The sequence below is a fragment of the Streptomyces sp. NPDC057307 genome (assembly GCF_042667665.1).
Lineage (GTDB): Bacteria > Actinomycetota > Actinomycetes > Streptomycetales > Streptomycetaceae > Streptomyces.
Window position 1 is genome coordinate 1 of the sequence record NZ_JBHUZM010000128.1, and the last position, 22,050, is coordinate 22,050.

General features: G+C 69.0%; 21 protein-coding genes. 13 read left to right on the forward strand and 8 right to left on the reverse strand.

The features are described 5' to 3' along the window. Positions 1 to 4: 4 nt before the first annotated feature. The 5 genes from pgl to tkt are packed head-to-tail and all read right to left on the reverse strand — an operon-like array spanning position 5 to position 6,559. Positions 5 to 787, reverse strand: a complete 783-nt coding sequence (gene pgl, locus ACFUN8_RS30200) for a 6-phosphogluconolactonase (RefSeq protein ID WP_383644433.1) — start codon at positions 785 to 787, stop codon at positions 5 to 7. Further along, complete coding sequence (gene opcA / locus ACFUN8_RS30205) at positions 784 to 1,794, reverse strand: glucose-6-phosphate dehydrogenase assembly protein OpcA (RefSeq protein ID WP_383644436.1); 1,011 nt, start codon at positions 1,792 to 1,794, stop codon at positions 784 to 786. Before opcA ends, pgl begins: the two co-directional genes overlap by 4 nt. Next, positions 1,791 to 3,323, reverse strand: a complete 1,533-nt coding sequence (gene zwf / locus ACFUN8_RS30210; RefSeq protein WP_382562828.1) for a glucose-6-phosphate dehydrogenase — start codon at positions 3,321 to 3,323, stop codon at positions 1,791 to 1,793. The genes opcA and zwf overlap by 4 nt, the downstream gene beginning before the upstream one ends. Before the next feature lie 4 nt (positions 3,324 to 3,327). After that, on the reverse strand, positions 3,328 to 4,446 hold the full coding sequence (gene tal, locus ACFUN8_RS30215) for a transaldolase (RefSeq protein ID WP_383644439.1): 1,119 nt from the start codon (positions 4,444 to 4,446) through the stop codon (positions 3,328 to 3,330). Between the two features lie 34 nt (positions 4,447 to 4,480). After that, the gene (tkt, locus tag ACFUN8_RS30220) at positions 4,481 to 6,559 is read right to left on the reverse strand and encodes a transketolase (protein WP_383644442.1); all 2,079 of its coding nucleotides are present in this window, start codon (positions 6,557 to 6,559) and stop codon (positions 4,481 to 4,483) included. Positions 6,560 to 6,918: 359 nt separating this feature from the next. On the opposite strand from tkt, the gene ACFUN8_RS30225 reads away from it, so the two are divergent. The 3 genes from ACFUN8_RS30225 (at position 6,919) to ACFUN8_RS30235 (ending at position 9,547) form a co-directional block, all read left to right on the forward strand. Continuing rightward, positions 6,919 to 7,866: a heme o synthase gene (locus ACFUN8_RS30225; RefSeq protein ID WP_383644445.1), complete on the forward strand. Its 948-nt coding sequence runs from the start codon at positions 6,919 to 6,921 to the stop codon at positions 7,864 to 7,866. A gap of 91 nt (positions 7,867 to 7,957) precedes the next feature. Continuing rightward, positions 7,958 to 8,329, forward strand: a complete 372-nt coding sequence (locus ACFUN8_RS30230; protein ID WP_383644448.1) for a hypothetical protein — start codon at positions 7,958 to 7,960, stop codon at positions 8,327 to 8,329. 99 nt (positions 8,330 to 8,428) lie between these two features. Continuing rightward, positions 8,429 to 9,547, forward strand: coding sequence for an amidohydrolase family protein (locus ACFUN8_RS30235; protein WP_383644451.1), 1,119 nt, complete (start codon positions 8,429 to 8,431; stop codon positions 9,545 to 9,547). Positions 9,548 to 9,572: 25 nt separating this feature from the next. On the opposite strand, the gene ACFUN8_RS30240 is transcribed toward ACFUN8_RS30235, so the two are convergent. From ACFUN8_RS30240 to ACFUN8_RS30250, 3 genes are read right to left on the reverse strand one after another with little or no spacing between them, the layout of a single operon-like run. Beyond that, the gene (locus ACFUN8_RS30240) at positions 9,573 to 10,550 is read right to left on the reverse strand and encodes a heme A synthase (RefSeq protein ID WP_383644454.1); all 978 of its coding nucleotides are present in this window, start codon (positions 10,548 to 10,550) and stop codon (positions 9,573 to 9,575) included. A gap of 54 nt (positions 10,551 to 10,604) precedes the next feature. Further along, entirely contained in the window at positions 10,605 to 11,408 is an 804-nt protein-coding gene (locus tag ACFUN8_RS30245) for an ABC transporter permease (protein WP_383644457.1), read from the reverse strand. Then, on the reverse strand, positions 11,405 to 12,340 hold the full coding sequence (locus tag ACFUN8_RS30250; RefSeq protein ID WP_383644460.1) for an ABC transporter ATP-binding protein: 936 nt from the start codon (positions 12,338 to 12,340) through the stop codon (positions 11,405 to 11,407). The genes ACFUN8_RS30245 and ACFUN8_RS30250 overlap by 4 nt, the downstream gene beginning before the upstream one ends. Positions 12,341 to 14,741: 2,401 nt before the next feature. Between ACFUN8_RS30250 and ACFUN8_RS30255 the strand changes: the two genes are divergently transcribed. The 10 genes from ACFUN8_RS30255 (at position 14,742) to ACFUN8_RS30300 (ending at position 21,905) form a co-directional block, all read left to right on the forward strand. After that, positions 14,742 to 14,927, forward strand: a complete 186-nt coding sequence (locus tag ACFUN8_RS30255; protein ID WP_383644463.1) for a hypothetical protein — start codon at positions 14,742 to 14,744, stop codon at positions 14,925 to 14,927. Positions 14,928 to 14,942: 15 nt separating this feature from the next. Further along, positions 14,943 to 15,095, forward strand: a complete 153-nt coding sequence (locus ACFUN8_RS30260; protein WP_383644466.1) for a hypothetical protein — start codon at positions 14,943 to 14,945, stop codon at positions 15,093 to 15,095. Positions 15,096 to 15,256: 161 nt separating this feature from the next. Then, complete coding sequence (locus tag ACFUN8_RS30265) at positions 15,257 to 16,066, forward strand: helix-turn-helix transcriptional regulator (protein ID WP_383644469.1); 810 nt, start codon at positions 15,257 to 15,259, stop codon at positions 16,064 to 16,066. Then, complete coding sequence (sufB, locus tag ACFUN8_RS30270; RefSeq protein WP_383644472.1) at positions 16,063 to 17,484, forward strand: Fe-S cluster assembly protein SufB; 1,422 nt, start codon at positions 16,063 to 16,065, stop codon at positions 17,482 to 17,484. The genes ACFUN8_RS30265 and sufB overlap by 4 nt, the downstream gene beginning before the upstream one ends. Positions 17,485 to 17,556: 72 nt before the next feature. Then, the gene (sufD, locus tag ACFUN8_RS30275; RefSeq protein WP_383644475.1) at positions 17,557 to 18,735 is read left to right on the forward strand and encodes a Fe-S cluster assembly protein SufD; all 1,179 of its coding nucleotides are present in this window, start codon (positions 17,557 to 17,559) and stop codon (positions 18,733 to 18,735) included. After that, positions 18,735 to 19,052: a bifunctional 3-phenylpropionate/cinnamic acid dioxygenase ferredoxin subunit gene (locus ACFUN8_RS30280; RefSeq protein WP_354607186.1), complete on the forward strand. Its 318-nt coding sequence runs from the start codon at positions 18,735 to 18,737 to the stop codon at positions 19,050 to 19,052. Before sufD ends, ACFUN8_RS30280 begins: the two co-directional genes overlap by 1 nt. A gap of 6 nt (positions 19,053 to 19,058) precedes the next feature. After that, on the forward strand, positions 19,059 to 19,823 hold the full coding sequence (gene sufC, locus ACFUN8_RS30285) for a Fe-S cluster assembly ATPase SufC (protein ID WP_383644480.1): 765 nt from the start codon (positions 19,059 to 19,061) through the stop codon (positions 19,821 to 19,823). Continuing rightward, entirely contained in the window at positions 19,820 to 21,094 is a 1,275-nt protein-coding gene (locus ACFUN8_RS30290) for a cysteine desulfurase (RefSeq protein ID WP_383644482.1), read from the forward strand. The genes sufC and ACFUN8_RS30290 overlap by 4 nt, the downstream gene beginning before the upstream one ends. An 11-nt stretch (positions 21,095 to 21,105) precedes the next feature. Beyond that, entirely contained in the window at positions 21,106 to 21,570 is a 465-nt protein-coding gene (gene sufU / locus ACFUN8_RS30295; protein WP_383644485.1) for a Fe-S cluster assembly sulfur transfer protein SufU, read from the forward strand. Then, positions 21,567 to 21,905 carry a metal-sulfur cluster assembly factor gene (locus ACFUN8_RS30300; RefSeq protein ID WP_023542537.1) on the forward strand — a complete coding sequence of 113 codons (339 nt, stop codon included), beginning with the start codon at positions 21,567 to 21,569 and terminating at the stop codon, positions 21,903 to 21,905. Before sufU ends, ACFUN8_RS30300 begins: the two co-directional genes overlap by 4 nt. Positions 21,906 to 22,050: the final 145 nt, after the last annotated feature.

A 22,050-nucleotide genomic window follows, 5' to 3' on the forward strand; every position in this document is an offset into this window, starting at 1 on the left:
GGTGTCAGGCCGAACCCGCCGGATAAAGCCCCCGCGGCAGCTTCGACGCCGCCGGCTCGTCCAGCAGCCAGAGCGTCCGCGCGCGGCCGTACGCGCCCGCCGCCGGGGCCTGGATCTCGCCCGCGCCGGAGAGGGCGATCTCCGCCGCCTCCGCCTTGTCCTCGCCCGCCGCCAGCAGCCAGACCTCGTGCGCCGCGCGGATCGCCGGCAGGGTCAGGGAGATGCGCAGCGGTGGCGGCTTCGGGGCGCCGTGGACCGCGATCACCGTGCGTTCCGTCTCCCGGACGCCCGGCAGCTCAGGGAAGAGCGAGGCCACGTGCGTGTCCGGGCCCACGCCGAGCGTCAGGACGTCGAAGGACGGGACCCGGGCGTGGTCCTCCGGCCCTGCGGCCGCGGCCAGTTCGGTCGCGTACGCGGCGGCCGCCGCCTCGATGTCGGAGCCGTACGGGCCGTCGGAGGCCGGCATCGCGTGCACCCGTGAGGGGTCCAGCGGTACCGAGTCCAGCAGCGCGGACCGCGCCTGGGTGATGTTGCGCTCCGGGTCGCCCTCCGGCAGGAAGCGTTCGTCGCCCCACCAGAGGTCGAGCCGGGTCCAGTCCACCGCGTCCCGGGCGGGCGCGGTCGACAGCGCGGCCAGCAGGCCGTTGCCGTTGCGCCCGCCCGTGAGGACGATCGACGCGGAACCGCGCGCGGCCTGGGCGTCCACGATCTTCGTGATCAGCCGGGCCGCCGCGGCCTGCGCCATCAGCTCCTTGTCGCGGTGGACGACGAGTTGCGGCACGCTCACTTCGACGCCGCCTTCTTCGCGGCCGCGGCGCGCGCCGGAGCCGCCGCCTTCTTCGCCGCGGGAGCGCCGTCGTCCGCCTTCGCCGCCTCCAGCCGGTCCACGCCGAACCGCAGCGTCGCCGCGTACGTGTCGTCCGGGTCCAGCCTGCGCAGCTCCTCGGCGATCAGCTCCGAGGTCTCGCGCCGGTTGAGCGCCACCGCCCGGTCCGGCTGGCCCTCGATGGCCAGCGTCGCCAGGGAGCCGTCCGTCCGCCGCAGCTCGATCCGCCCGCAGTCGGTCTCCATCCGGACGGCCGTGAGGCCGGGGCCGGCCGAGACCGAGCGGGTGACCGGGACGTGCAGCCGCTCCGCCAGCCACATGCCGAGCAGCTCGCAGCTGGCGTTCAGCTCCTCGCCCTCCACCCGGACCGAGGTGACCTTGCAGTCGACCTGGTCCAGCGCGGCGGCCAGCATCGAACGCCACGGGGTGATCCGGCTCCACGCCAGGTCCGTGTCGCCGGGTGTGTAGACGGCGGCGCGGGCCTTGAGCTCCTCGATCGGGTTCTCGGCGGCGTACGTGTCCGTCACCCGCCGCTGGGCCAGGGTGCCCAGCGGGTCCTTGGCGGGGTTGTCCGGCGCGTTGGCCGCCCACCACACCACCACCGGCGCGTCCGGCAGCAGCAGCGGCAGGACGACCGACTGGGCGTGGTCGATGACGTCGCCGTACAGCCGCAGCACGACCGTCTCGCCGGTGCCGGCCTCCACACCCACCCGTACCTCGGCGTCGAGACGCGCCTTGGACCGGTCGCGCGCCGAGCGGGAGACCCGCTTGACGACGACCAGCTTGCGGGACGGGTGCTCGCGGGACGCCTCGTTGGCGGCCTTGAGCGCGTCGTAGGCGTTCTCCTCGTCGGTGACGAGGACCAGGGTGAGGACCATGCCGACGGCCGGGGTGCCGATCGCCCGGCGCCCCTCTACCAGCGCCTTGTTGATCTTGCTGGACGTGGTGTCCGTAAGGTCGATCTTCATGGCCGACGCCAGCTCCGTCCGTGTCGTGCGAGCATTTCGTCCGCCTCGACCGGACCCCAGGTCCCGGACTCGTACTGCGCGGGCTTGCCGTGCTTGTCCCAGTACTGCTCGATCGGGTCGAGGATCTTCCAGGACAGCTCGACCTCCTCCGTACGGGGGAAGAGGTTGGAGTCGCCGAGCAGTACGTCGAGCAGCAGTCGCTCGTACGCCTCGGGGCTGGACTCCGTGAAGGACTCGCCGTAGGCGAAGTCCATCGAGACGTCCCGCACCTCCATCGCCGTGCCGGGCACCTTCGAACCGAACCGCATGGTCACGCCCTCGTCCGGCTGGACCCGGATGACCAGGGCGTTCTGCCCCAGCTCCTCGGTGGCCGTGTGGTCGAAGGGGGAGTGCGGGGCCCGCTGGAAGACGACCGCGATCTCGGTGACCCGGCGGCCGAGCCGCTTGCCGGTACGGAGGTAGAACGGGACGCCCGCCCAGCGGCGGTTGTCGATCTCCACCTTCACCGCGGCGTAGGTGTCGGTCTTCGACTTGGGGTCGATGCCGTCTTCCTGCAGATAGCCGACGGCCTTCTCGCCGCCCTGCCAGCCCGCGGCGTACTGCCCGCGCACCGTGTCCTTGCCGAGGTCGTGCGGCAGCCGTACGGCGCCGAGGACCTTGGTCTTCTCGGCGGCCAGCGCGTCCGCGTCGAAGGAGGCGGGCTCCTCCATGGCGGTGAGCGCCAGCAGCTGCAGGAGGTGGTTCTGGATGACGTCACGCGCGGCGCCGATGCCGTCGTAGTAGCCGGCCCGGCCGCCGATGCCGATGTCCTCGGCCATGGTGATCTGCACATGGTCGACGTACGACCGGTTCCAGATCGGCTCGAAGAGGGTGTTCGCGAAGCGCAGCGCCAGAATGTTCTGGACGGTCTCCTTGCCCAGGTAGTGGTCGATCCGGAAGACCTCGTTGGACGGGAAGACCTCGTGCACGACCTTGTTGAGCTCCTGCGCGGAGACCAGGTCGTGGCCGAACGGCTTCTCGATGACGGCGCGCCGCCAGGAGCCGTCCTTCTGGTCGGCCAGCCCGTGCTTCTTGAGCTGCTTGACGACCTTCGGGAAGAACTTCGGGGGTACGGAGAGGTAGAAGGCGAAGTTGCCGCCCGTGCCCTGCACCTTGTCGAGGTCCTCGATCGTGGACTTCAGATTCTCGAAAGCCTGGTCGTCGTCGAAGTCACCCTGGACGAAGCGCATCCCCTGGATGAGCTGCTGCCAGACCTCCTCCCGGAACGGCGTACGGGCGTGCGCCTTGACGGCGTCGTGGACCTCCGCCGCGAAATCCTCGTCCTGCCACTCACGACGGGCGTAGCCGACGAGCGAGAAGCCCGGCGGCAGCAGGCCGCGGTTGGCGAGGTCATAGACGGCCGGCATCAATTTCTTACGGGACAAATCGCCCGTGACGCCAAAGATGACCAGGCCCGACGGCCCCGCGATACGCGGGAGCCGTCGGTCCGCGGCGTCACGAAGCGGATTCGCTCCGTGGGTTGCGGTCAAGGGTTCAGTCCTCCGAAGGGGCGAGGCGCTTGAGTTCCGCCTCGGTCGACTTGAGCAGGTCGGTCCAGGACTTCTCGAACTTGTCGACGCCCTCGTCCTCGAGCACCTGGACGACGTCGTCGTAGGAGATGCCCAGCTTCTCGATGGCTTCGAGATCCGCGCGCGCCTGGTCGTACGTACCCCTCACGGTGTCACCGGTGACCGCTCCGTGCTCGGCGACCGCGTCCAGAGTGGCTTCGGGCATGGTGTTCACGGTGTGCGGGGCGACCAGGTCGTCGACGTACATCGTGTCCCGGTACGCCGGGTCCTTGACGCCCGTCGAGGCCCACAGCGGCCGCTGCTTGTTGGCCTGGACACGGTCCAGCGCCGCCCAGCGGTCGGCGCCGAAGACGTCTTCGTACGCCTCGTAGGCCAGCCGGGCGTTGGCGACGGCGGCCTTGCCGCGCGCGGCCTTCGCCTCGTCGGTGCCCAGCGCGTCGAGCCGCTTGTCGATCTCGGTGTCCACACGGGACACGAAGAAGGACGCCACCGAGTAGATCTTCGAGAGGTCGAGGCCCGCGTCCTTCGCCTTCTCCAGACCGGAGATGTACGCGTCCATGACCTCGCGGTAGCGCTCCAGCGAGAAGATCAGCGTCACATTGACACTGATGCCCCGGGCAATCGTCTCGGTGATCGCCGGGAGGCCCGCCTTCGTGGCCGGGATCTTGATGAGGGTGTTCGGACGGTCCACCAGCCAAGCGAGCTGCCTGGCCTCGGCGACGGTCGCCCGTGTGTTGTGCGCCAGCCGCGGGTCGACCTCGATGGAGACACGGCCGTCCTGGCCCTGCGTCTCGTCGAAGACCGGCCGCAGGATGTCGGCGGCGTCACGGACGTCCGCCGTCGTGATCATCCGGACGGCTTCCTCGACGGTGACCCGGCGGGTCGCCAGGTCGGTGAGCTGCGTCTCGTAACCGTCGCCCTCCGAGATCGCCTTCTGGAAGATCGAGGGATTGGTGGTCACGCCCACGACGTGCTGCTGGTCCATCAGTTCGGCGAGGTTGCCGGATGTGATGCGCTTGCGCGACAGGTCGTCGAGCCAGATCGCGACGCCTTCGTCGGAGAGGCGCTTGAGTGCGTCTGTCATGAGAGTTGCATCTCCTACTTGTCGTATACCTGCGTCAGCGCGCCACGGCGGCGAGAGATTCCCGAGCGGCGGACGCGACCGCGTCCGCGGTGAATCCGAACTCCTGGAAAAGGACCTTGCCGTCGGCCGAAGCGCCGAAGTGCTCCAGCGAGACGATGCGGCCGGCCTCGCCCACGAAACGGTGCCAGGTGAGCCCGATCCCGGCCTCGACCGCCACCCGCGCCTTCACGGAGGGCGGCAGGACACTGTCCCGGTACGCCTGGTCCTGCTCCTCGAACCACTCGACCGACGGCATCGACACGACGCGGGTCGCGATCCCCGCGGCCTGAAGCCGGTCGCGCGCCTCGACGGCCAGCTGCACCTCGGAGCCCGTACCGATCAGCACCACCTGGGGCTCACCGCCCTCGGCCTCGAAGAGCACGTAACCGCCCTTGGCCGCGCCCTCGTTGGCCTCGTACGTCGGCACGCCCTGACGCGTCAGCGCCAGCCCGTGCGGCGCGCCCTTGGCGTGCCGCTTGAGGATCTCGCGCCACGCGATCGCCGTCTCGTTGGCGTCGGCGGGACGCACGATGTTGAGACCGGGGATGGCACGCAGGACGGACAGGTGCTCGACCGGCTGGTGCGTCGGGCCGTCCTCGCCGAGACCGACGGAGTCGTGCGTCCAGACGTAGGTGACGGGCACCTGCATCAGCGCCGCGAGCCGGACGGCCGGGCGCATGTAGTCGGAGAACACCAGGAAAGTGCCGCCGTAGATACGGGTGTTGCCGTGCAGCGCGATGCCGTTCATCGTCGAACCCATGGCGTGCTCGCGGATGCCGTAGTGCACCGTGCGGCCGTACGGGTCGGCCTCCGGCAGCGGGTTGCCCGCCGGGAGGAACGACGACGTCTTGTCGATCGTGGTGTTGTTGGACCCCGCGAGGTCGGCGGAGCCGCCCCACAGCTCGGGAATGACCGCACCGAGCGCCTGGAGCACCTTGCCGGACGCGGCGCGGGTGGCGACACCCTTGCCGGTCTCGAAGACGGGGAGCTTCTTCTCCCAGCCCTCGGGCAGCTCGCCCGCGCGGACCCGGTCGAACGTCGCGGCACGCTCGGGGTTGGCCGTACGCCACGCGGCGAACGTCTTCTCCCACTCGGCGCGCGCCTCCCGGCCCCGGTCGAGCGCCTGGCGCGTGTACGCCAGGACCTCGTCGTCGACCTCGAAGCTCCGCTCGGGGTCGAAGCCCAGCACCCGCTTGGTCGCGGCGACCTCCTCGTCGCCCAGCGCCGAGCCGTGCGCGGCCTCGGTGTTCTGCGCGTGCGGGGCGGGCCAGGCGATGATCGAGCGCGCGGCGATGAACGAGGGGCGCTCGGTCTCGTCCTGCGCGGCCTTCAGCGCACGCGCCAGACCCACCGGGTCGAGATCGCCGCTCGGCAGCTGCTCGACGCGCTGGACGTGCCAGCCGTACGCCTCGTACCGCTTGAGGGTGTCCTCGGAGACGGCCGTCTCGGTGTCACCCTCGATGGAGATGTGGTTGTCGTCCCACAGCAGGACGAGGTTGCCCAGCTTCTGGTGGCCGGCCAGCGACGACGCCTCGCCGGAGACACCCTCCTGGAGACAGCCGTCACCCGCGATCACCCAGATGGTGTGGTCGAAGGGAGAGGTTCCCCGGGCGGCGTCCGGGTCGTACATGCCGCGCTCGTAACGGGAGGCCATCGCCATGCCCACACCGTTGGCGACACCCTGGCCGAGCGGCCCGGTGGTGGTCTCGACGCCGACCGTGTGGCCGTACTCCGGGTGCCCCGGGGTCTTCGACCCCCAGGTGCGGAACGCCTTCAGGTCGTCCAGCTCCAGGCCGTAGCCCGCGAGATACAGCTGGATGTAGAGAGTCAGCGACGAGTGGCCCGCGGAGAGAACGAACCGGTCGCGTCCGGTCCACTGCGCGTCGGCCGGGTCGTGCCGCATCAGCTTCTGGAAGAGCACGTAGGCGGCGGGCGCCAGGCTCATCGCCGTACCGGGATGGCCGTTGCCGACCTTCTGTACGGCATCCATGGCCAGGACGCGGACGGTATCGACCGCCTTGCGGTCCAGGTCGGTCCACTCTTCGAGATCTGTGGTGGTCGGCTTGGTGCTCACCCTGAGTCAGGGCTCCTCTCCACATGTCGAATCCCGGTGTCTGAGGGCGCACCGGTTCGCTGTCGAGCCTACCCTCGTGGCGCCGCGCGACCATTCCCGTCCACTTCCGTAAAGAAGAGACACCGTCAGGGTGCCGGGCAGGTGCCGGGAGAGTGTCCGGCACGCCTCCCGGGGGCGACCGCGCGCCGGAGTTCGACACCCGGCCCGACCGCGCGCCGGGGGCTCCGACCAGGCGTCAACACGAGCCCACCCCCGCGAAGAACGACGTATGGGCAACGTCTAGAGTGGCGTGGTACGCGCAAGTCTTTATCGGGCCTTCACGCCCGGAGCTTGCTGGGATTTCTCTGTCTGGGGTGTGCGTGACGGCCGTCGAGTCCCGACCCGCAGGGGTCGTCCTGACTCCGAGCCCGGGGGGCCATCGGCCGTTCGGGGCCCGCGTCAAAGCGTTCGTGGCGCTGACCAAACCACGGATCATCGAGCTGCTGCTCATCACCACCGTCCCGGTGATGTTCCTGGCCGAGCAGGGCGTACCGGACATGTGGCTGGTACTTGTCACCTGTGTCGGCGGGTATCTGTCCGCCGGCGGTGCCAACGCGCTGAACATGTACATCGACCGCGACATCGACGCGCTGATGGACCGCACGTCGCAGCGCCCGCTGGTCACCGGCATGGTGTCGCCGCGTGAGGGCCTCGTCTTCGGGTTCGCCCTGGCCGTGATCTCGACGCTCTGGTTCGGTCTGCTGGTCAACTGGCTGTCGGCGGCGCTCGCGCTCGGCGCGCTCCTGTTCTACGTCGTCGTCTACACGATGATCCTCAAGCGGCGCACCTCGCAGAACATCGTCTGGGGCGGCATCGCCGGCTGTATGCCGGTCTTCATCGGCTGGTCGGCCGTCACCAACTCGCTGTCCTGGGCCGCCGTCATCCTCTTCCTCGTCATGTTCTTCTGGACGCCGCCGCACTACTGGCCGCTGTCGATGAAGGTGCGCGAGGACTACGCGCGGGTGGGCGTGCCCATGCTCCCCGTCGTCGCGTCGAACCAGGTCGTGGCCCGCCAGATCGTGCTCTACAGCTGGGTGATGGTCGCGGTGTCGCTGCTGCTGACGCCGCTCGGCTACACCGGCTGGTTCTACACGGCGGTGGCCCTGGTGGCCGGCGGCTGGTGGCTCTGGGAGGCGCACGGCCTCCAGTCGCGCGCCAAGTCCGGTGCGACGGGCGGCAAGCTCAAGGAGATGCGGCTGTTCCACTGGTCGATCACCTATGTCTCGCTGCTCTTCGTGGCCGTCGCGGTGGACCCCTTCCTCCGGTAGCCGCTTCTTCGGTAGGTGCTTCTCCTGCCGCCCCCTCGCTCGTCGGCCCCTTCCCTCGCCCGTACGGCTACCCGTCGGTAGCATGTCGGCCATGGCAGAGACCGAGGTTGACGAGCAGAGCGGCGACGGCGCGCGTGCGAGCCGGCAGGCCGTACGGGACGAGCGGAACGCGGCCCGACTGGCCAGGCGGATCGGCGCGTTCGCGAAACGGCACGGCGGTACCGCCGAGGGCCAGCTCTCGTATCTGGGCCGGGCCGGCACCCGCATCGTGCTCGTGGCGCAGGACGGCGACTGGGGCGATCTGGTCGCCCCCTCGCACGACGTGGCGCTGAAGGCCGTCGAGAAGGCCGGGATCACCGTGCACGAGTCCTTCGACGGCGAGTTCGCCGCGAAGGTCCGCACCGGCCCGTACGAGTGGACCCGCATGGCCGGCATCCAGCTCGGCGGGCCCGCCAACGGGTAGCGCGGTCGCCCGCGCGGACCTCGATCGCCGGGCAGACCAACACCCGAGCGCGCCTTACCCGTTAGGACTGTAGGGATACGGTCCACGACGGGAAGCGCCATGATCGAGACAACGACTCTGGTGGACCAGAACTGCCACGGCGTGCTCCGTACGGAGCTGGGCCTCGGCACCTTCGAGGCCCAGCTCGGCAGGACCGCGGGCCCGCCCGCCGCGGGCACCACCTTCTTCGACACCCAGACCGGATTCGCCGTACGGCGCTGGTGCCCGCCGCTCCTGGGACTGGAGCCGCACACCTCGCCCGCCGGCTATCTCGCCCGGCGCCGGGAGCTGGGCGTCCTGGAGGCCGGGCGGCGGCTGTTGCGCGGCACCGGCATCACCACCTATCTGGTCGACACCGGGCTGCCCGGTGATCTGACCGGCCCCGAGGAGATCGCGGCGGCCGGCGCCGCCGAGGCCCGCGAGATCGTACGGCTCGAACTGCTCGCCCAGCAGGTGGCCGACACCTCGGGCACCGTCGACTCGCTGCTCGCCAACCTCGCCCACGCCGTGCACACGGCGGCCGGTTCCGCCGTCGCCTTCGTGTCCGTGACCGCCCTGCGCCACGCCGCCGCCCCGGCGTCCGAGCCGCCGGGAGCGGGCGAGGTACGCGCCGCCGCCGGACGCTGGCTCACCCGGCGGCGGGTGGGCGGCCGGCTCACCGACCCCGTACTGCTGCGGCATCTGCTGTGGACCGCCGTCGCCACCGGGCTGCCCCTCCAACTGCACGCGGGCGGCGGCGCCGAGGAGTGCCGGGGCGTCTGTTCCGGCGGTGGTCCCGCGCAGATCGCGGGCTTCGCGGCGGCCACGGCCGGGCTCGGCACCGACCTGGTGCTGCTGTACGGGAGGCCGTACCACCGGCACGCCGCCCGGCTCGCCGGGGCCTACCCGCACGTGTACGTCGATCTCGGCCCGGCCCTCGCGCACACCGGGGCCCGCGCGGCGGACGTACTGGCGGAGGTGCTGGAGCTGGCGCCGTTCGGGAAACTGCTCTACTCCAGCGGCGCGCGGGGGCTGCCCGAACTGCACGTGGTGGGCGCGCGGGTCTTCCGGCAGGCGCTGACAAGGGTGCTCGGCGGCTGGGCGGCGGACGGTTCGTGGGCGGTCGCCGACGCGCAGCGCGTCGCGGAGATGATCGCCTCGGGGAACGCCCGCCGGGTCTACGGCCTGGACGGTATGTGACGGCTCGTCAGGTCGCGGCGACCGCTCAGGCGGTGGAGAGCGCCGGGTCGGCGGGGTCCGCCTGCGCCGGGATCGCCGGGTCCGCCACGGGGCGCTCCCGCAGGCTCAACGCGAGCCGCAGCACCGCGATCCAGGTCAGCGCGGAGCCGAGCATATGGACGCCGACCAGGATCTCGGGCACGTCGGTGAAGAACTGGACGTAACCGATACCGCCCTGCGCCAGCAGGACGATCAGCAGGTCACGTGCCCGCGCGCGGGTGTCGTCCGGGGCGTCCACCACGCGCAGCACCAGCCACATCGCGATCGCCAGCGCGCAGACCAGCCAGGCCGCGGCGGAGTGCACGTGTGCCGCGTCGATCCAGCTCCACGGCATGCGCGGTACCTCGCTGCTGTCGCCCGCGTGCTTGCCGGAACCGGTCACCGTCGTGCCCAGGGTGATCAGCACCACCGTCGTGACGATCAGTGCCCAGGACAGCTTCCGTACGGGACGGGGGACCCGCGGCCGGGGCGTCGCCTCGCCCTCACGGGTGCGTTGCCAGACGAGCACGGTGACGGTGAGCAGGGCGTTGGCGAGCAGGAAGTGGACGGCCACTGTCCAGGGGTTGAGCTGCATATGGACCGTGATGCCGCCCATGACGGCGTTCACCACCACCAGCCAGAACATGCTCCAGGCGAGCCGACCGAGGCCGCGCCGCCGGGGCTTGGCCGACCGGGCCGCCACGATCGCCCAGCCGACGGCGGCCGACAGGACGTACGTCAGCATCCGGTTGCCGAACTCGATCGCGCCGTGCAGACCCTGCTCCGGCGTCGCGAACAGGCTGTCGTCCGTGCACTTCGGCCAGGTGTCGCAGCCGAGCCCGGAGCCCGTGAGCCGGACGGCGCCGCCGGTGACGATGATGACGACGGTCATCACGACGGCGGAGAGCGCGGCGCGCCGGAGGATTCGGGGGGAGGGCGTCCAGCGCTGGGCGATGTAGTCGAGGGGGTTCCACACGGCAACCATGGTAGGCGGGCGTTTGTGAACGCAGTCACGAGGGGGTCCCCGCGCGTCGGCGCGCTACTCCCAGCGGAAGAGACGGGCCGCCGCCCCGAGCCCGAGCACCGCCCAGACGGCCAGCACCCCGAGGTCGTCCCAGGGCATCCCCGCACCGTGCTGGAGCACGTCCCGCAGCCCCTCGGAGAGGGCCGAGATCGGCAGCAGACCGAGCAACGTCTGCGCCACGTCGGGGAACTTGTCCATCGGTACGATCACGCCGCCGCCCACCAGCAGCAGCACGAACACCAGATTCGCCGCCGCCAGCGTCGCCTCGGCCTTGAGCGTGCCGGCCATCAGCAGCCCCAGCCCCGAGAACGCGGCCGTCCCGAGGACGAGCAGCAGCAGTACGGCGAAGGGATTGCCCTCCGGCGACCAGCCGAGCGCGAACGCGATGACCGTCAGCAGCACGATCTGGAGCACTTCGGTCACCAGGACCGAGAGCGTCTTGGCGCTCATCAGGGCCCAGCGCGGCAGGGGCGACGCGCCGAGCCGCTTCAGCACCCCGTAACGCCGCTCGAAGCCCGTCGCGATGGCCTGCCCGGTGAAGGCCGTCGACATCACGGCCAGCGCGAGGACGCCGGGGGCCAGGAAGTCGACCGACGCGCCCGAGCCCGTGTCGATGATGTCGACCGTCGAGAACAGCACCAGCAGCAGACTCGGGATGATCACGGTCAGCAGCAGCTGCTCACCGTTGCGCAGCAGCATCTTCGTCTCGAAGGCCGTCTGCGCGGCGATCATCCGCGACAGCGGCGCCGCGCCCGGGGCGGGTGTGTACGTACCGGCGCCCGTCCCCGCACCGGTACTCATCTCCGTATCGGTGCTCATGGACGCAGCTCCTTGCCGGTCAGTTCGAGGAAGACGTCCTCCAGCGTGTGCCGCTCGACGGAGATCTTCTCCGGCATCACCCCGTGCTGCGCGCACCAGGACGTCACCGTCGCGAGCAGTTGCGGGTCGATCGTGCCGCCGATCCGGTAGGCGCCCGGGGTCAGTTCGGCGGCGGCCGATCCGTCGGGCAGGGCCTTGAGGAGCGAGCCGACGTCGAGTCCGGGTCGGCCGGTGAAGCGCAGGGTGTTCTCGGCGCCGCCCCGGCACAGCTCCTCGGTGGTGCCGTGCGCCACGACCCGGCCGGCGTCGACGATGGCGACGTCGTCGGCCAGTTCCTCGGCCTCGTCCATGAAGTGCGTGGTGAGCACCGTGGTCACGCCGTCGGCGCGCAGCTCACGCACCAGGTCCCAGGTGGAGCGGCGGGCCTGCGGGTCGAGCCCCGCGGTCGGCTCGTCCAGGAACACCAGCTCGGGCCGGCCGACGACCGCCATCGCGAGCGAGAGCCGCTGCTGCTGGCCGCCGGAGAGCCGCCGGTAGGCCGTACGACCGCAGCCGCCGAGGCCGAGGCGCTCGATCAGCGCGGTCACGTCCAGCGGGTTCGCGTGCAGTGCGGCCATGTGGCGCAGCATTTCCTCCGCGCGGGCGCCCGAGTACACACCGCCCGACTGGAGCATCACGCCGATCCGGGGGCGCAGCCGCGCCGCGTCGGCCACGGGATCGAGTCCGAGGACGCGTACGGTGCCCTCGTCCGGCCGGCGATAGCCCTCGCAGGTCTCGATCGTGGTGGTCTTGCCGGCTCCGTTGGGGCCGAGGAGGGCGGACACCGTGCCCGCCCGGAACGCCAGATCGAGGCCGTTCACGGCGGTCCTGGCCCCGTACCGCTTGACCAGGCCCCGGATCTGGACCACCGGCTCTCCGACGACGCTGCGCATGCGGTCGAGTCTAGGCAGCGGGCCCGGGGCCCCCGTTCCGGGGGCGGTCAAACCGCTCGTTCGTGCGGTCGCCCCGATCTTCTTAGGTGACCCTCAGGGCTAGCTGTCCACGGGTGTCCAGGTAGTTCGGAGCGGTCCAGGACATGCAGGTCAGAGCGTGAGTGTCCGGTATCTCACCGGTAGTCCGTGAGAAGCGTGTGAGATGCGAGGAGGGATTCGGAAGCACTCCGGGTCCTCTGGCGTTCCTGGGCCGTCAGACGGCTGTACAGGGTCTTTGCGGCAGCAGAACGCCCCCGCTGTCGGAGCGGGGGCGTTCACCGACCGACGCCTTTGGGCTGGGGAGCGCCGACCGGGGTCTAGGGGGTCAGAGTCGACCGGTGAATGCCAGCCACGGGATGGCGGTCACGAAGCCAACGCCCACCAGCATTGCCAGCGACCAGAGCATTCGGCCAAGGGTGCGTTCGATCATCGGGGACCCCATCCGATTGCCTCGAGCTGACCGGAGGTGATCCCACCTGACCGACTGCTGACCGAGGGCGAGATCAAGGTGCTGGTGGCCCTAGCCACGACGGCCGGGGGGATGGTGCCCGACCTCAAGCCGGACGCCGATGACGTCCTGTCCCCACTCGTCGCGAAGGTAGAAGATTGGACTTGAGCCTGAGCCCCTGGACGCCGTTGTACGGACGCGTGAGCGCGTGGTGGCGCTGGACCCCGAACGGCTCAGAGGCTCACACGTCCGTATCCAGCGCAGTACTGGCCCCGGAATGACGAGAAGCCCCGCTCGTGTGGCAAGCGGGGCTTCTGTGCGTCTGCTCCGGGTGGAACTTGAGGAACAAGTGTCGCTCCTTGTTGCTCTCCTCCCGACACATAGGACTTGAGGGTCTGGCGCAGGATGAATCAATCTATTCGCGTCAAGGCGCTACCTTGGTCGTGCGGCGGACTGTCCTACCAGCCCGCCGCACGGGTCATGCGTTCTTAGGCACTGGTGACTACCAGGTAGCCGACCAGGACCATGAGCCCAGTCACGAGTAGCACCGTGATGAGGCGAACGGTCTGGTTGGGGCACGCGATAGCCTGCCGGACCGTTCGCCAGTAACCGGCGAACAACATCTTGTTCACCCCCTCTCTCGTCTCGGGACATGTCTACCGCATGGCACCGACTCGCCTCACACTCGATACTCGGCCGGATGAGTACTCGAACGCCATTCGAACTGCCCCCGCGAAACGGGGAGTTGGACCATGTCTTGCCCTGGTGGGAACACCTGACCTGTCGCGAGAGGTGCATCAACACAAGCCGGATCGAGTCGGAGCTTTCCGACCGGTAGACCACCTGGGCCGGCGCACATCTCGACCAGGCGCGGCGTATGAGCACGTCGGACGCCAACAGCCCCTCCGTGTGCAGGTCACGGACCTTCGACGCCCCTCAGCCAGCACCGCCCGTTCGAGCGTGCTTGTGAGTGAGGATCAGTCGTGTCCCTGCCCTTCCTGACGGCTGCCCGTGCCACTGACGTGCCGAAATGGCTTCGATCCAACCGACTCCCCGGATGAGTTTGAGCGAGATGCCGGGGACAGAGAACCTCGGGTCACCATGCAGAAGCTCGACCCGGATCCCGTTCGGAGTTGGCAGGGGCAGAACACGAGGAGTTCCTGCGCATCGTCGCGAGTTCGCGCAGATGGGCCGGCGTGCCAGGTCGCGTAGGCAATCGGCATGACGGCCTCGATCGCCAACACCTCCTCCGTGTGCACGTCGCAGACCTTGAGGACCACCGAGGGGCAGCCGTGCCCCTGCCCTTCCTGACGGCCGACCTGTGTCGATCGCAAGGAGTTCACCCCATCGACAGGCGGACCCGGACGGGCCGCAGGTCACCATGCAGAAAGTCGCCCAGAATCTCCAGCACGCACCTCGGAGTAACCCGGCGAACGGGCGCGGGTCGGTGCGCCACGGGGCGTGGTGACGGCCGATGCGTCACCCGCATCCGAGGCGGTCGGACGTCGGGCCGCTGATGGAGAAGGTCATCGAGTTGTGCTCGAAGGGACAGCCGCGAGAGGAATCGGCTTCGGGAAGAACTTGTCCCCGTGGACGTGACGTTGGTGGTGATGTCCACCAAGAGGGTGGAGGAGGACGGTCATGGGACTCCGCCGGCGAGGAGGTCGGTCGGACCTACGTCGCCGCAGTGAGGTTGACAGTGATCTCCGTGCCCGTGCCGGAACGACCTTGACAGTCAGTGGCTCGGGCGCCCGGACATGACGAAGCCCCACCTGTAGCCCTTGAGGCTCGGTGGGGCTGGTGGCGAGCTGCTAGCCGGCCTCGGGGGGTATCGGAAGGGTTCACGAAGTCAGAAGCGGGCGAGAGGGCCCTCCCGTATCCGGCATCGTCGGGAAGGCGTACCGGGCTCGGCGGGTGACTCAGGATGCCGGGCTGGTCCTCATGGGCATGCAACGGGCGGGCCGACCGGGGACTGGCTTCGTCTTCCAGGACGTGGACGGCGAGATTCTGAAGGCGTCGGCTCTGCGGGCCAAGGCGTACCGCCACATGGCCCGTCTGGGACTCGGAAAGGTGAGGCTGTACGAGGCTCGTCACGCCTGACTGTCGTACCTCTCGATGAACGGAGTCCAGCGTGCCGTACTGGCCCGATGGGCGGGCCGCGTGGACGGGGAGTTCGCCGAGAGGATCGACGTTCACGCCGCCATGGATGAGATGCGTGAGGCCAGTGCTCACCTGGACGTTCTCCTGGGCGTGGGGCAGGACGACTGAGCCGCGGTGTGAGATTCCGTGAGAAGTGATCATGGGCGTACGACCCCTGACCTGCGTACCCCTGAGGGCGCCTTCTTAGGTGACCCTAAGTGACGAACGGCACGACTCGTCGTTTCGGACGCCTGTTGTCACTCGCGAAGGAATTACGCAACAATGGCGTTGTGAAATACGTGGGCGAGGCTCCGCAGGAGGAACTCGCGACCGGTGAGCGTTCGACACGCAACCGGGTCGCGCGCTCCATCCTGGACCACGGCCCGTCCACCGTCTCCGACCTCGCCGGGCGCCTGAAGCTCACCCAGGCCGCCGTCCGCCGTCATCTCGACGCGCTGGCCGCCGACGCCGTCGTGGAGCCGCGCGACCAGCGAGTCTACGGCTCACGCGGGCGTGGCAGGCCCGCCAAGGTCTTCGCCCTCACCGACTGCGGCAGGGACGCCTTCGACCAGTCGTACGACAAGCTCGCCGCCGACGCCATCGAGTGGATCGCCCGTCACGCGGGCGGCGGCGCCAAGGGCGACGCGGCCGTCAGCGCCTTCGCGCGCGACCGGATCGCCACCCAGGCGGGGGCGTACCGGGAAGCCGTCGAGGCCGCCGTGCCTGAGAGGCGCACGGAGGCGCTCGCCAGGGCGCTGAGCGCCGACGGGTACGCTGCTACGGCTCGTAGCGCACCGAACCAGCAGGGCGAGCAGCTCTGCCAGCACCACTGCCCGGTGGCCCACGTGGCCGAGAAGTATCCGCAGTTGTGCGAGGCGGAGACGGAGTTCTTCTCCGAGCTGCTCGGGACCCATGTGCAACGGCTGGCGACCATCGCCCACGGCGACGGGGTGTGCACGACGTTCATCCCCCACGGTGCCGGGCACGGCGCGCCACCGGGTGCCCCGCAGGGCGCCACCCCACAGACCGACACACCGAAGATCAGCCAGCAGACCGATCATCACGCATCCGAAAGCACGGCCGGGAGGAACCCCGCATGACGCTCCCCACGGAGACCGCCCATCCTGAGCTCGACGGACTGGGCAAGTACGAATACGGCTGGGCCGACTCCGACACGGCCGGTGCCACCGCCAAGCGGGGTCTCTCCGAAGAGGTCGTCCGCGACATCTCTTCGAAGAAGAACGAGCCGGAGTGGATGCTCAAGCTCCGTCTCAAGGGCCTGAAGCTCTTCGGCAAGAAGCCCATGCCGAGCTGGGGCTCCGACCTGTCGGGCATCGACTTCGACAACATCAAGTACTTCGTCCGGTCGACGGAGAAGCAGGCGGAGTCCTGGGAGGACCTGCCCGAGGACATCAAGAACACGTACGACAAGCTCGGCATCCCCGAGGCGGAGAAGCAGCGCCTCGTCGCCGGTGTCGCGGCCCAGTACGAGTCCGAGGTCGTCTACCACCAGATCCGTGAGGACCTGGAGGAGCAGGGCGTCATCTTCAAGGACACGGACACCGCCCTCCGGGAGAACCCGGAGCTGTTCCAGGAGTACTTCGGCACGGTCATCCCGGTCGGCGACAACAAGTTCGCCTCGCTGAACTCGGCCGTGTGGTCCGGCGGTTCGTTCATCTACGTGCCGAAGGGCGTGCACGTCGAGATCCCGCTCCAGGCCTACTTCCGTATCAACACGGAGAACATGGGCCAGTTCGAGCGGACGCTGATCATCGTCGACGAGGACGCCTACGTCCACTACGTCGAGGGCTGTACGGCGCCGATCTACTCCTCGGACTCGCTGCACAGCGCCGTGGTCGAGATCATCGTCAAGAAGGGTGGCCGCTGCCGTTACACGACCATCCAGAACTGGTCGAACAACGTCTACAACCTCGTCACCAAGCGTGCCGTGGCCTACGAGGGCGCGACCATGGAATGGGTCGACGGCAACATCGGCTCCAAGGTCACCATGAAGTACCCGGCCGTCTATCTGATGGGCGAGCACGCCAAGGGCGAGACCCTGTCCATCGCCTTCGCGGGCGAGGGCCAGCACCAGGACGCCGGCGCCAAGATGGTCCACATGGCCCCGAACACCTCGTCCAACATCGTCTCCAAGTCGGTGGCACGAGGCGGCGGCCGTACCTCCTACCGAGGTCTCATCGAGATCGGTGAGGGCGCGCCCGGATCCAAGTCCAACGTGCTCTGCGACGCGCTGCTGGTCGACACCATCTCGCGCTCCGACACCTATCCGTACGTGGACGTCCGTGAGGACGACGTGTCGATGGGGCACGAGGCGACGGTCTCCAAGGTCTCCGAGGACCAGCTCTTCTACCTGATGAGCCGCGGCATGACCGAGTTCGAGGCCATGGCGATGATCGTGCGCGGCTTCGTGGAGCCGATCGCCAAGGAACTGCCCATGGAGTACGCCCTGGAGCTCAACCGGCTGATCGAGCTCCAGATGGAAGGCTCCGTCGGCTGACCCTGCCCCCGGCAGGTTCTCCGCAGCAGCGACCGATTCCCCAAGAGGCAGAGAGAGAGCACGACGACAGCCATGGCTGAGGCTCAGAACATTCCGGTGGGTTCCACCACCGCCGGTTCGATCGCGGTGGCCGCCGAGTCGACCGTCGCCACGCGCATGAGCGCGCCGCCGTCCTACGACGTCGCGGACTTCCCCGTTCCGCACGGCCGTGAGGAGGAGTGGCGGTTCACGCCGCTGGAGCGGCTGCGCGGTCTCCAGGACGGGACGGCCGTCGCCGACGGCCGTATCCGTACGGAGGTGTACGCCCCCGCGGGCGTCACCCAGGAGACCGTCGGCCGCGACGACCCGCGCGTGGGCAGGGCCGGTACGCCGGTGGACCGGGTGGCCGCCCAGGCGTACACCTCGTTCGAGAAGGCGTCGGTCGTCTCCGTTCCCAAGGAGACGGTGCTCACCGAGCCGATCCGGATCACCGTGCACGGCCAGGGCGGCACCGCCTTCGTGCACCAGGTGATCGAGCTGGGCGCCTTCGCCGAGGCGGTCGTGGTCATCGACCACACCGGTGACGCGGTGGTCGCCGCCAACGTCGACTTCCTCGTCGGCGACGGCGCCAAGCTCACCGTCGTGTCCGTGCAGGACTGGGACGCCAAGGCCGTCCATGTCGCCCAGCACAACGCGCTGATCGGCAGGGACGGCTCGTTCAAGTCGATCGTGGTGACCTTCGGCGGGGACGTCGTACGGCTCCACCCGCGGGTGGCCTACGCCGGCCCCGGCGGCGAGGCCGAGCTGTTCGGCCTGTACTTCACCGACAAGGGCCAGCACCAGGAGCACCGCCTCCTGGTCGACCACAACGCGCCGCACTGCAAGTCCAACGCCGTCTACAAGGGCGCACTCCAGGGCGACGACGCGCACGCCGTCTGGATCGGTGACGTGCTCATCCGCGCCGCCGCCGAGGGCACCGACACCTACGAGATGAACCGGAACCTGGTCCTCACGGACGGCGCCCGGGTCGACTCCGTGCCGAACCTGGAGATCGAGACCGGCGAGATCGCCGGCGCCGGTCACGCCTCGGCCACCGGCCGGTTCGACGACGAGCAGCTCTTCTACCTGATGTCGCGCGGCATCCCGCAGATCGAGGCCCGCCGCCTCGTCATCCGCGGTTTCTTCGCCGAGCTGGTCCAGCAGATCGGACTGCCCGACGTCGAGGAGCGCCTGCTGGGCAAGATCGAGGCGGAGCTGGAGGCGTCCGTCTGATGGCCTTCGTCCGTGCATGTGGACTGACCGAGCTGGAGGACGGCACCCCCAAGCGGGTGGAACTCGACGGCATACCGGTCTCCGTCATCCGTACCGAGGGCGAGGTGTTCGCGATCAACGACATCTGCTCGCACGCGAACGTCTCCCTCTCGGAGGGCGAGGTCGAGGACTGCTCGATCGAGTGCTGGCTGCACGGCTCCAGCTTCGACCTGCGGACCGGCAAGCCGAACGGCCTGCCCGCGACGCGCCCCGTTCCCGTATACCCCGTACAGATCCAAGGGGACGATGTGCTCGTCTCCGTCACCCAGGAGTCCTGAGTCAGCATGGCAACCCTTGAAATCAACGACCTGCACGTCACTGTCGAGGCGGAGGGCGGTGCCCGCGAGATCCTCAAGGGCGTCGACCTGACCGTCAAGCAGGGCGAGACGCACGCCATCATGGGCCCCAACGGCTCCGGCAAGTCGACCCTCGCGTACTCCATCGCGGGCCACCCCAAGTACACGATCACCGGTGGCACCGTGACGCTGGACGGCGAGGACGTCCTGGACATGACCGTCGACGAGCGCGCCCGCGCCGGGCTCTTCCTCGCGATGCAGTACCCCGTCGAGGTCCCCGGAGTCTCCGTCTCCAACTTCCTGCGCACCTCCGCCACCGCCATGCGCGGCGAGGCACCCAAGCTGCGTACGTGGGTCAAGGAGGTCAGGAGCGCGATGGAACAGCTCCACATGGACCCGGCGTTCGCGGAGCGCAACGTCAACGAAGGCTTCTCCGGCGGCGAGAAGAAGCGCCACGAGATCCTTCAGCTCGAACTGCTCAAGCCCAAGGTCGCGATCCTCGACGAGACGGACTCCGGTCTGGACGTCGACGCGCTGCGGGTGGTCTCCGAGGGCGTCAACCGCGTCCGGGAGAGCGGAGAGGTCGGCACGCTGCTGATCACGCACTACACGCGGATCCTCCGCTACATCAAGCCCGACTTCGTGCATGTCTTCGCGCAGGGCCGGATCGCCGAGTCCGGCGGCGCGGAGCTGGCGGACAAGCTGGAGAACGAGGGCTACGAGGCGTACGTGAAGGGTGGCGTATCCGCGTGACACAGCCGTCAGGCCTCCTCACCGGGTCGGAACGACTCCTCGACGAGGCGGTCCGTAAGGACTTTCCCCTGCTGGACCGGCTGGTCCACGACGGGAAGAAGATCGTGTACCTGGACAACGCGGCGACGTCGCAGAAGCCGCGCCAGGTCCTCGACGCCCTCAACGAGTACTACGAGCAGCACAACGCCAACGTGCACCGCGGCGTCCATGTGCTCGCCGAGGAGGCCACGGCGCTCTACGAAGGCGCGCGCGACAAGGTCGCCGCGTTCATCAACGCGCCGAGCCGCGACGAGGTGATCTTCACCAAGAACGCCTCCGAGTCGCTCAACCTCGTGGCGAACATGCTGGGCTGGGCCGACGAGCCCTACCGCGTGGACCACGAGACCGAGATCGTCATCACGGAGATGGAGCACCACTCCAACATCGTGCCGTGGCAGCTGCTCTCGCAGCGCACCGGGGCGAAGCTGAAGTGGTTCGGTCTCACCGACGACGGCCGGCTCGACCTGTCGAACATCAACGAGGTCATCACGGAGAAGACGAAGATCGTCTCCTTCGTGCTGATCTCGAACATCCTGGGCACGGTCAATCCGGTCGAGGCGATCGTCCGCCGCGCCCAGGAGGTCGGCGCGCTGGTGCTGATCGACGCCTCGCAGGCGGCCCCGCACGTCGCGGTCGACGTGCAGGCGCTCCAGGCCGACTTCGTGGCCTTCACGGGCCACAAGATGTGCGGCCCGACCGGTATCGGCGTCCTGTGGGGCCGCCAGGAGCTGCTGGAGGACCTTCCGCCGTTCCTCGGCGGCGGCGAGATGATCGAGACCGTGTCGATGCACTCCTCGACGTACGCCCCCGCCCCGCACAAGTTCGAGGCGGGTACGCCCCCGATCGCCCAGGCCGTCGGCCTCGGCGCGGCCGTGGACTATCTGACCGCGATCGGTATGGACAAGATCGCCGCGCACGAGCACGCCATCACCGAGTACGCGGTGAAGCGGCTGCTGGAGGTCCCCTCCTTGCGAATCATCGGCCCGGCCACGGCCGAGGAGCGCGGCGCGACGATCTCCTTCACACTCGGAGACATCCACCCCCACGACGTGGGGCAGGTGCTGGACGAGCAGGGCATCGCCGTCCGGGTCGGTCACCACTGCGCGCGGCCGGTCTGCCTGCGGTACGGAATTCCGGCGACCACACGAGCGTCGTTCTATCTGTACTCCACGCAGTCCGAGGTCGACGCTCTGGTCGACGGGCTGGAGCACGTCCGTAATTTCTTCGGATGAGGGATTGACCGGTGAAGCTGGATTCCATGTACCAGGAAGTCATCCTGGATCACTACAAGCACCCCCACGGGCGCGGTCTGCGGGACGGCGACGCAGAGGTGCACCACGTCAATCCGACGTGCGGTGACGAGATCACGCTCCGCGTGAAGTACGACGGCTCCCGCGTCGAGGACGTGTCGTACGAGGGCCAGGGCTGCTCCATCAGCCAGGCCAGCGCGTCCGTGCTGAACGATCTGCTCGTCGGCAAGGAACTCGCGGACGCGCAGAAGATCCAGAGCACGTTCCTTGAGTTGATGCAGTCCAAGGGCAAGATCGAGCCCGACGACGCGATGGAGGAGGTGCTGGAGGACGCCGTGGCGTTCGCCGGCGTCTCCAAGTACCCCGCCCGTGTGAAGTGCGCGCTGCTGAGCTGGATGGCGTGGAAGGACGCGACGGCCCAGGCACTGGGCGACACCGCGCAGAAGGAGACGGCATGAGCGAGAACGAGACCGTGATGATGAAGCCGGCCTCCGAGGAGGAGGTCCGCGAGGCGCTGTACGACGTCGTCGACCCCGAGCTGGGGATCGACGTCGTCAATCTGGGCCTGATCTACGGCGTCCATATCGACGAGTCGAACGTCGCCACCCTCGACATGACCCTGACGTCGGCGGCCTGTCCGCTGACCGATGTGATCGAGGACCAGGCGAAGTCGGCGACGGAGGGCATCGTCAACGAGCTGAAGATCAACTGGGTCTGGATGCCGCCGTGGGGTCCGGACAAGATCACGGACGACGGCCGCGAGCAGCTGCGCGCGCTGGGCTTCAACGTCTGATGACGTCTCATTACGTCTGAGCACGTGTGATCGCTCCGCCCACCGGGCCCTGTGCTCCGAGAAATCTCGGAGCACAGGGCCCCGTGGCGTGTGGGTGCCCGGCCGATCACATTATGGCCAATGCCCCGCTGTTATCCTGGTGGTC

What these genes read in the sequence shown, in the direction of transcription:
- ACFUN8_RS30235 (WP_383644451.1), top strand. Translation starts at nt 8,429, where the DNA reads ATGATCGAGACAACGACTCTGGTGGACCAGAACTGCCACGGCGTGCTC.
- sufB (WP_383644472.1), top strand. Translation starts at nt 16,063, where the DNA reads ATGACGCTCCCCACGGAGACCGCCCATCCTGAGCTCGACGGACTGGGC.
- ACFUN8_RS30240 (WP_383644454.1), bottom strand. Translation starts at nt 10,550, where the DNA reads ATGGTTGCCGTGTGGAACCCCCTCGACTACATCGCCCAGCGCTGGACG.
- ACFUN8_RS30245 (WP_383644457.1), bottom strand. Translation starts at nt 11,408, where the DNA reads ATGAGCACCGATACGGAGATGAGTACCGGTGCGGGGACGGGCGCCGGT.
- sufC (WP_383644480.1), top strand. Translation starts at nt 19,059, where the DNA reads ATGGCAACCCTTGAAATCAACGACCTGCACGTCACTGTCGAGGCGGAG.
- tal (WP_383644439.1), bottom strand. Translation starts at nt 4,446, where the DNA reads ATGACAGACGCACTCAAGCGCCTCTCCGACGAAGGCGTCGCGATCTGG.
- opcA (WP_383644436.1), bottom strand. Translation starts at nt 1,794, where the DNA reads ATGAAGATCGACCTTACGGACACCACGTCCAGCAAGATCAACAAGGCG.
- ACFUN8_RS30250 (WP_383644460.1), bottom strand. Translation starts at nt 12,340, where the DNA reads ATGCGCAGCGTCGTCGGAGAGCCGGTGGTCCAGATCCGGGGCCTGGTC.
- ACFUN8_RS30280 (WP_354607186.1), top strand. Translation starts at nt 18,735, where the DNA reads ATGGCCTTCGTCCGTGCATGTGGACTGACCGAGCTGGAGGACGGCACC.
- ACFUN8_RS30230 (WP_383644448.1), top strand. Translation starts at nt 7,958, where the DNA reads ATGGCAGAGACCGAGGTTGACGAGCAGAGCGGCGACGGCGCGCGTGCG.
- ACFUN8_RS30260 (WP_383644466.1), top strand. Translation starts at nt 14,943, where the DNA reads ATGAACGGAGTCCAGCGTGCCGTACTGGCCCGATGGGCGGGCCGCGTG.
- ACFUN8_RS30300 (WP_023542537.1), top strand. Translation starts at nt 21,567, where the DNA reads ATGAGCGAGAACGAGACCGTGATGATGAAGCCGGCCTCCGAGGAGGAG.
- sufD (WP_383644475.1), top strand. Translation starts at nt 17,557, where the DNA reads ATGGCTGAGGCTCAGAACATTCCGGTGGGTTCCACCACCGCCGGTTCG.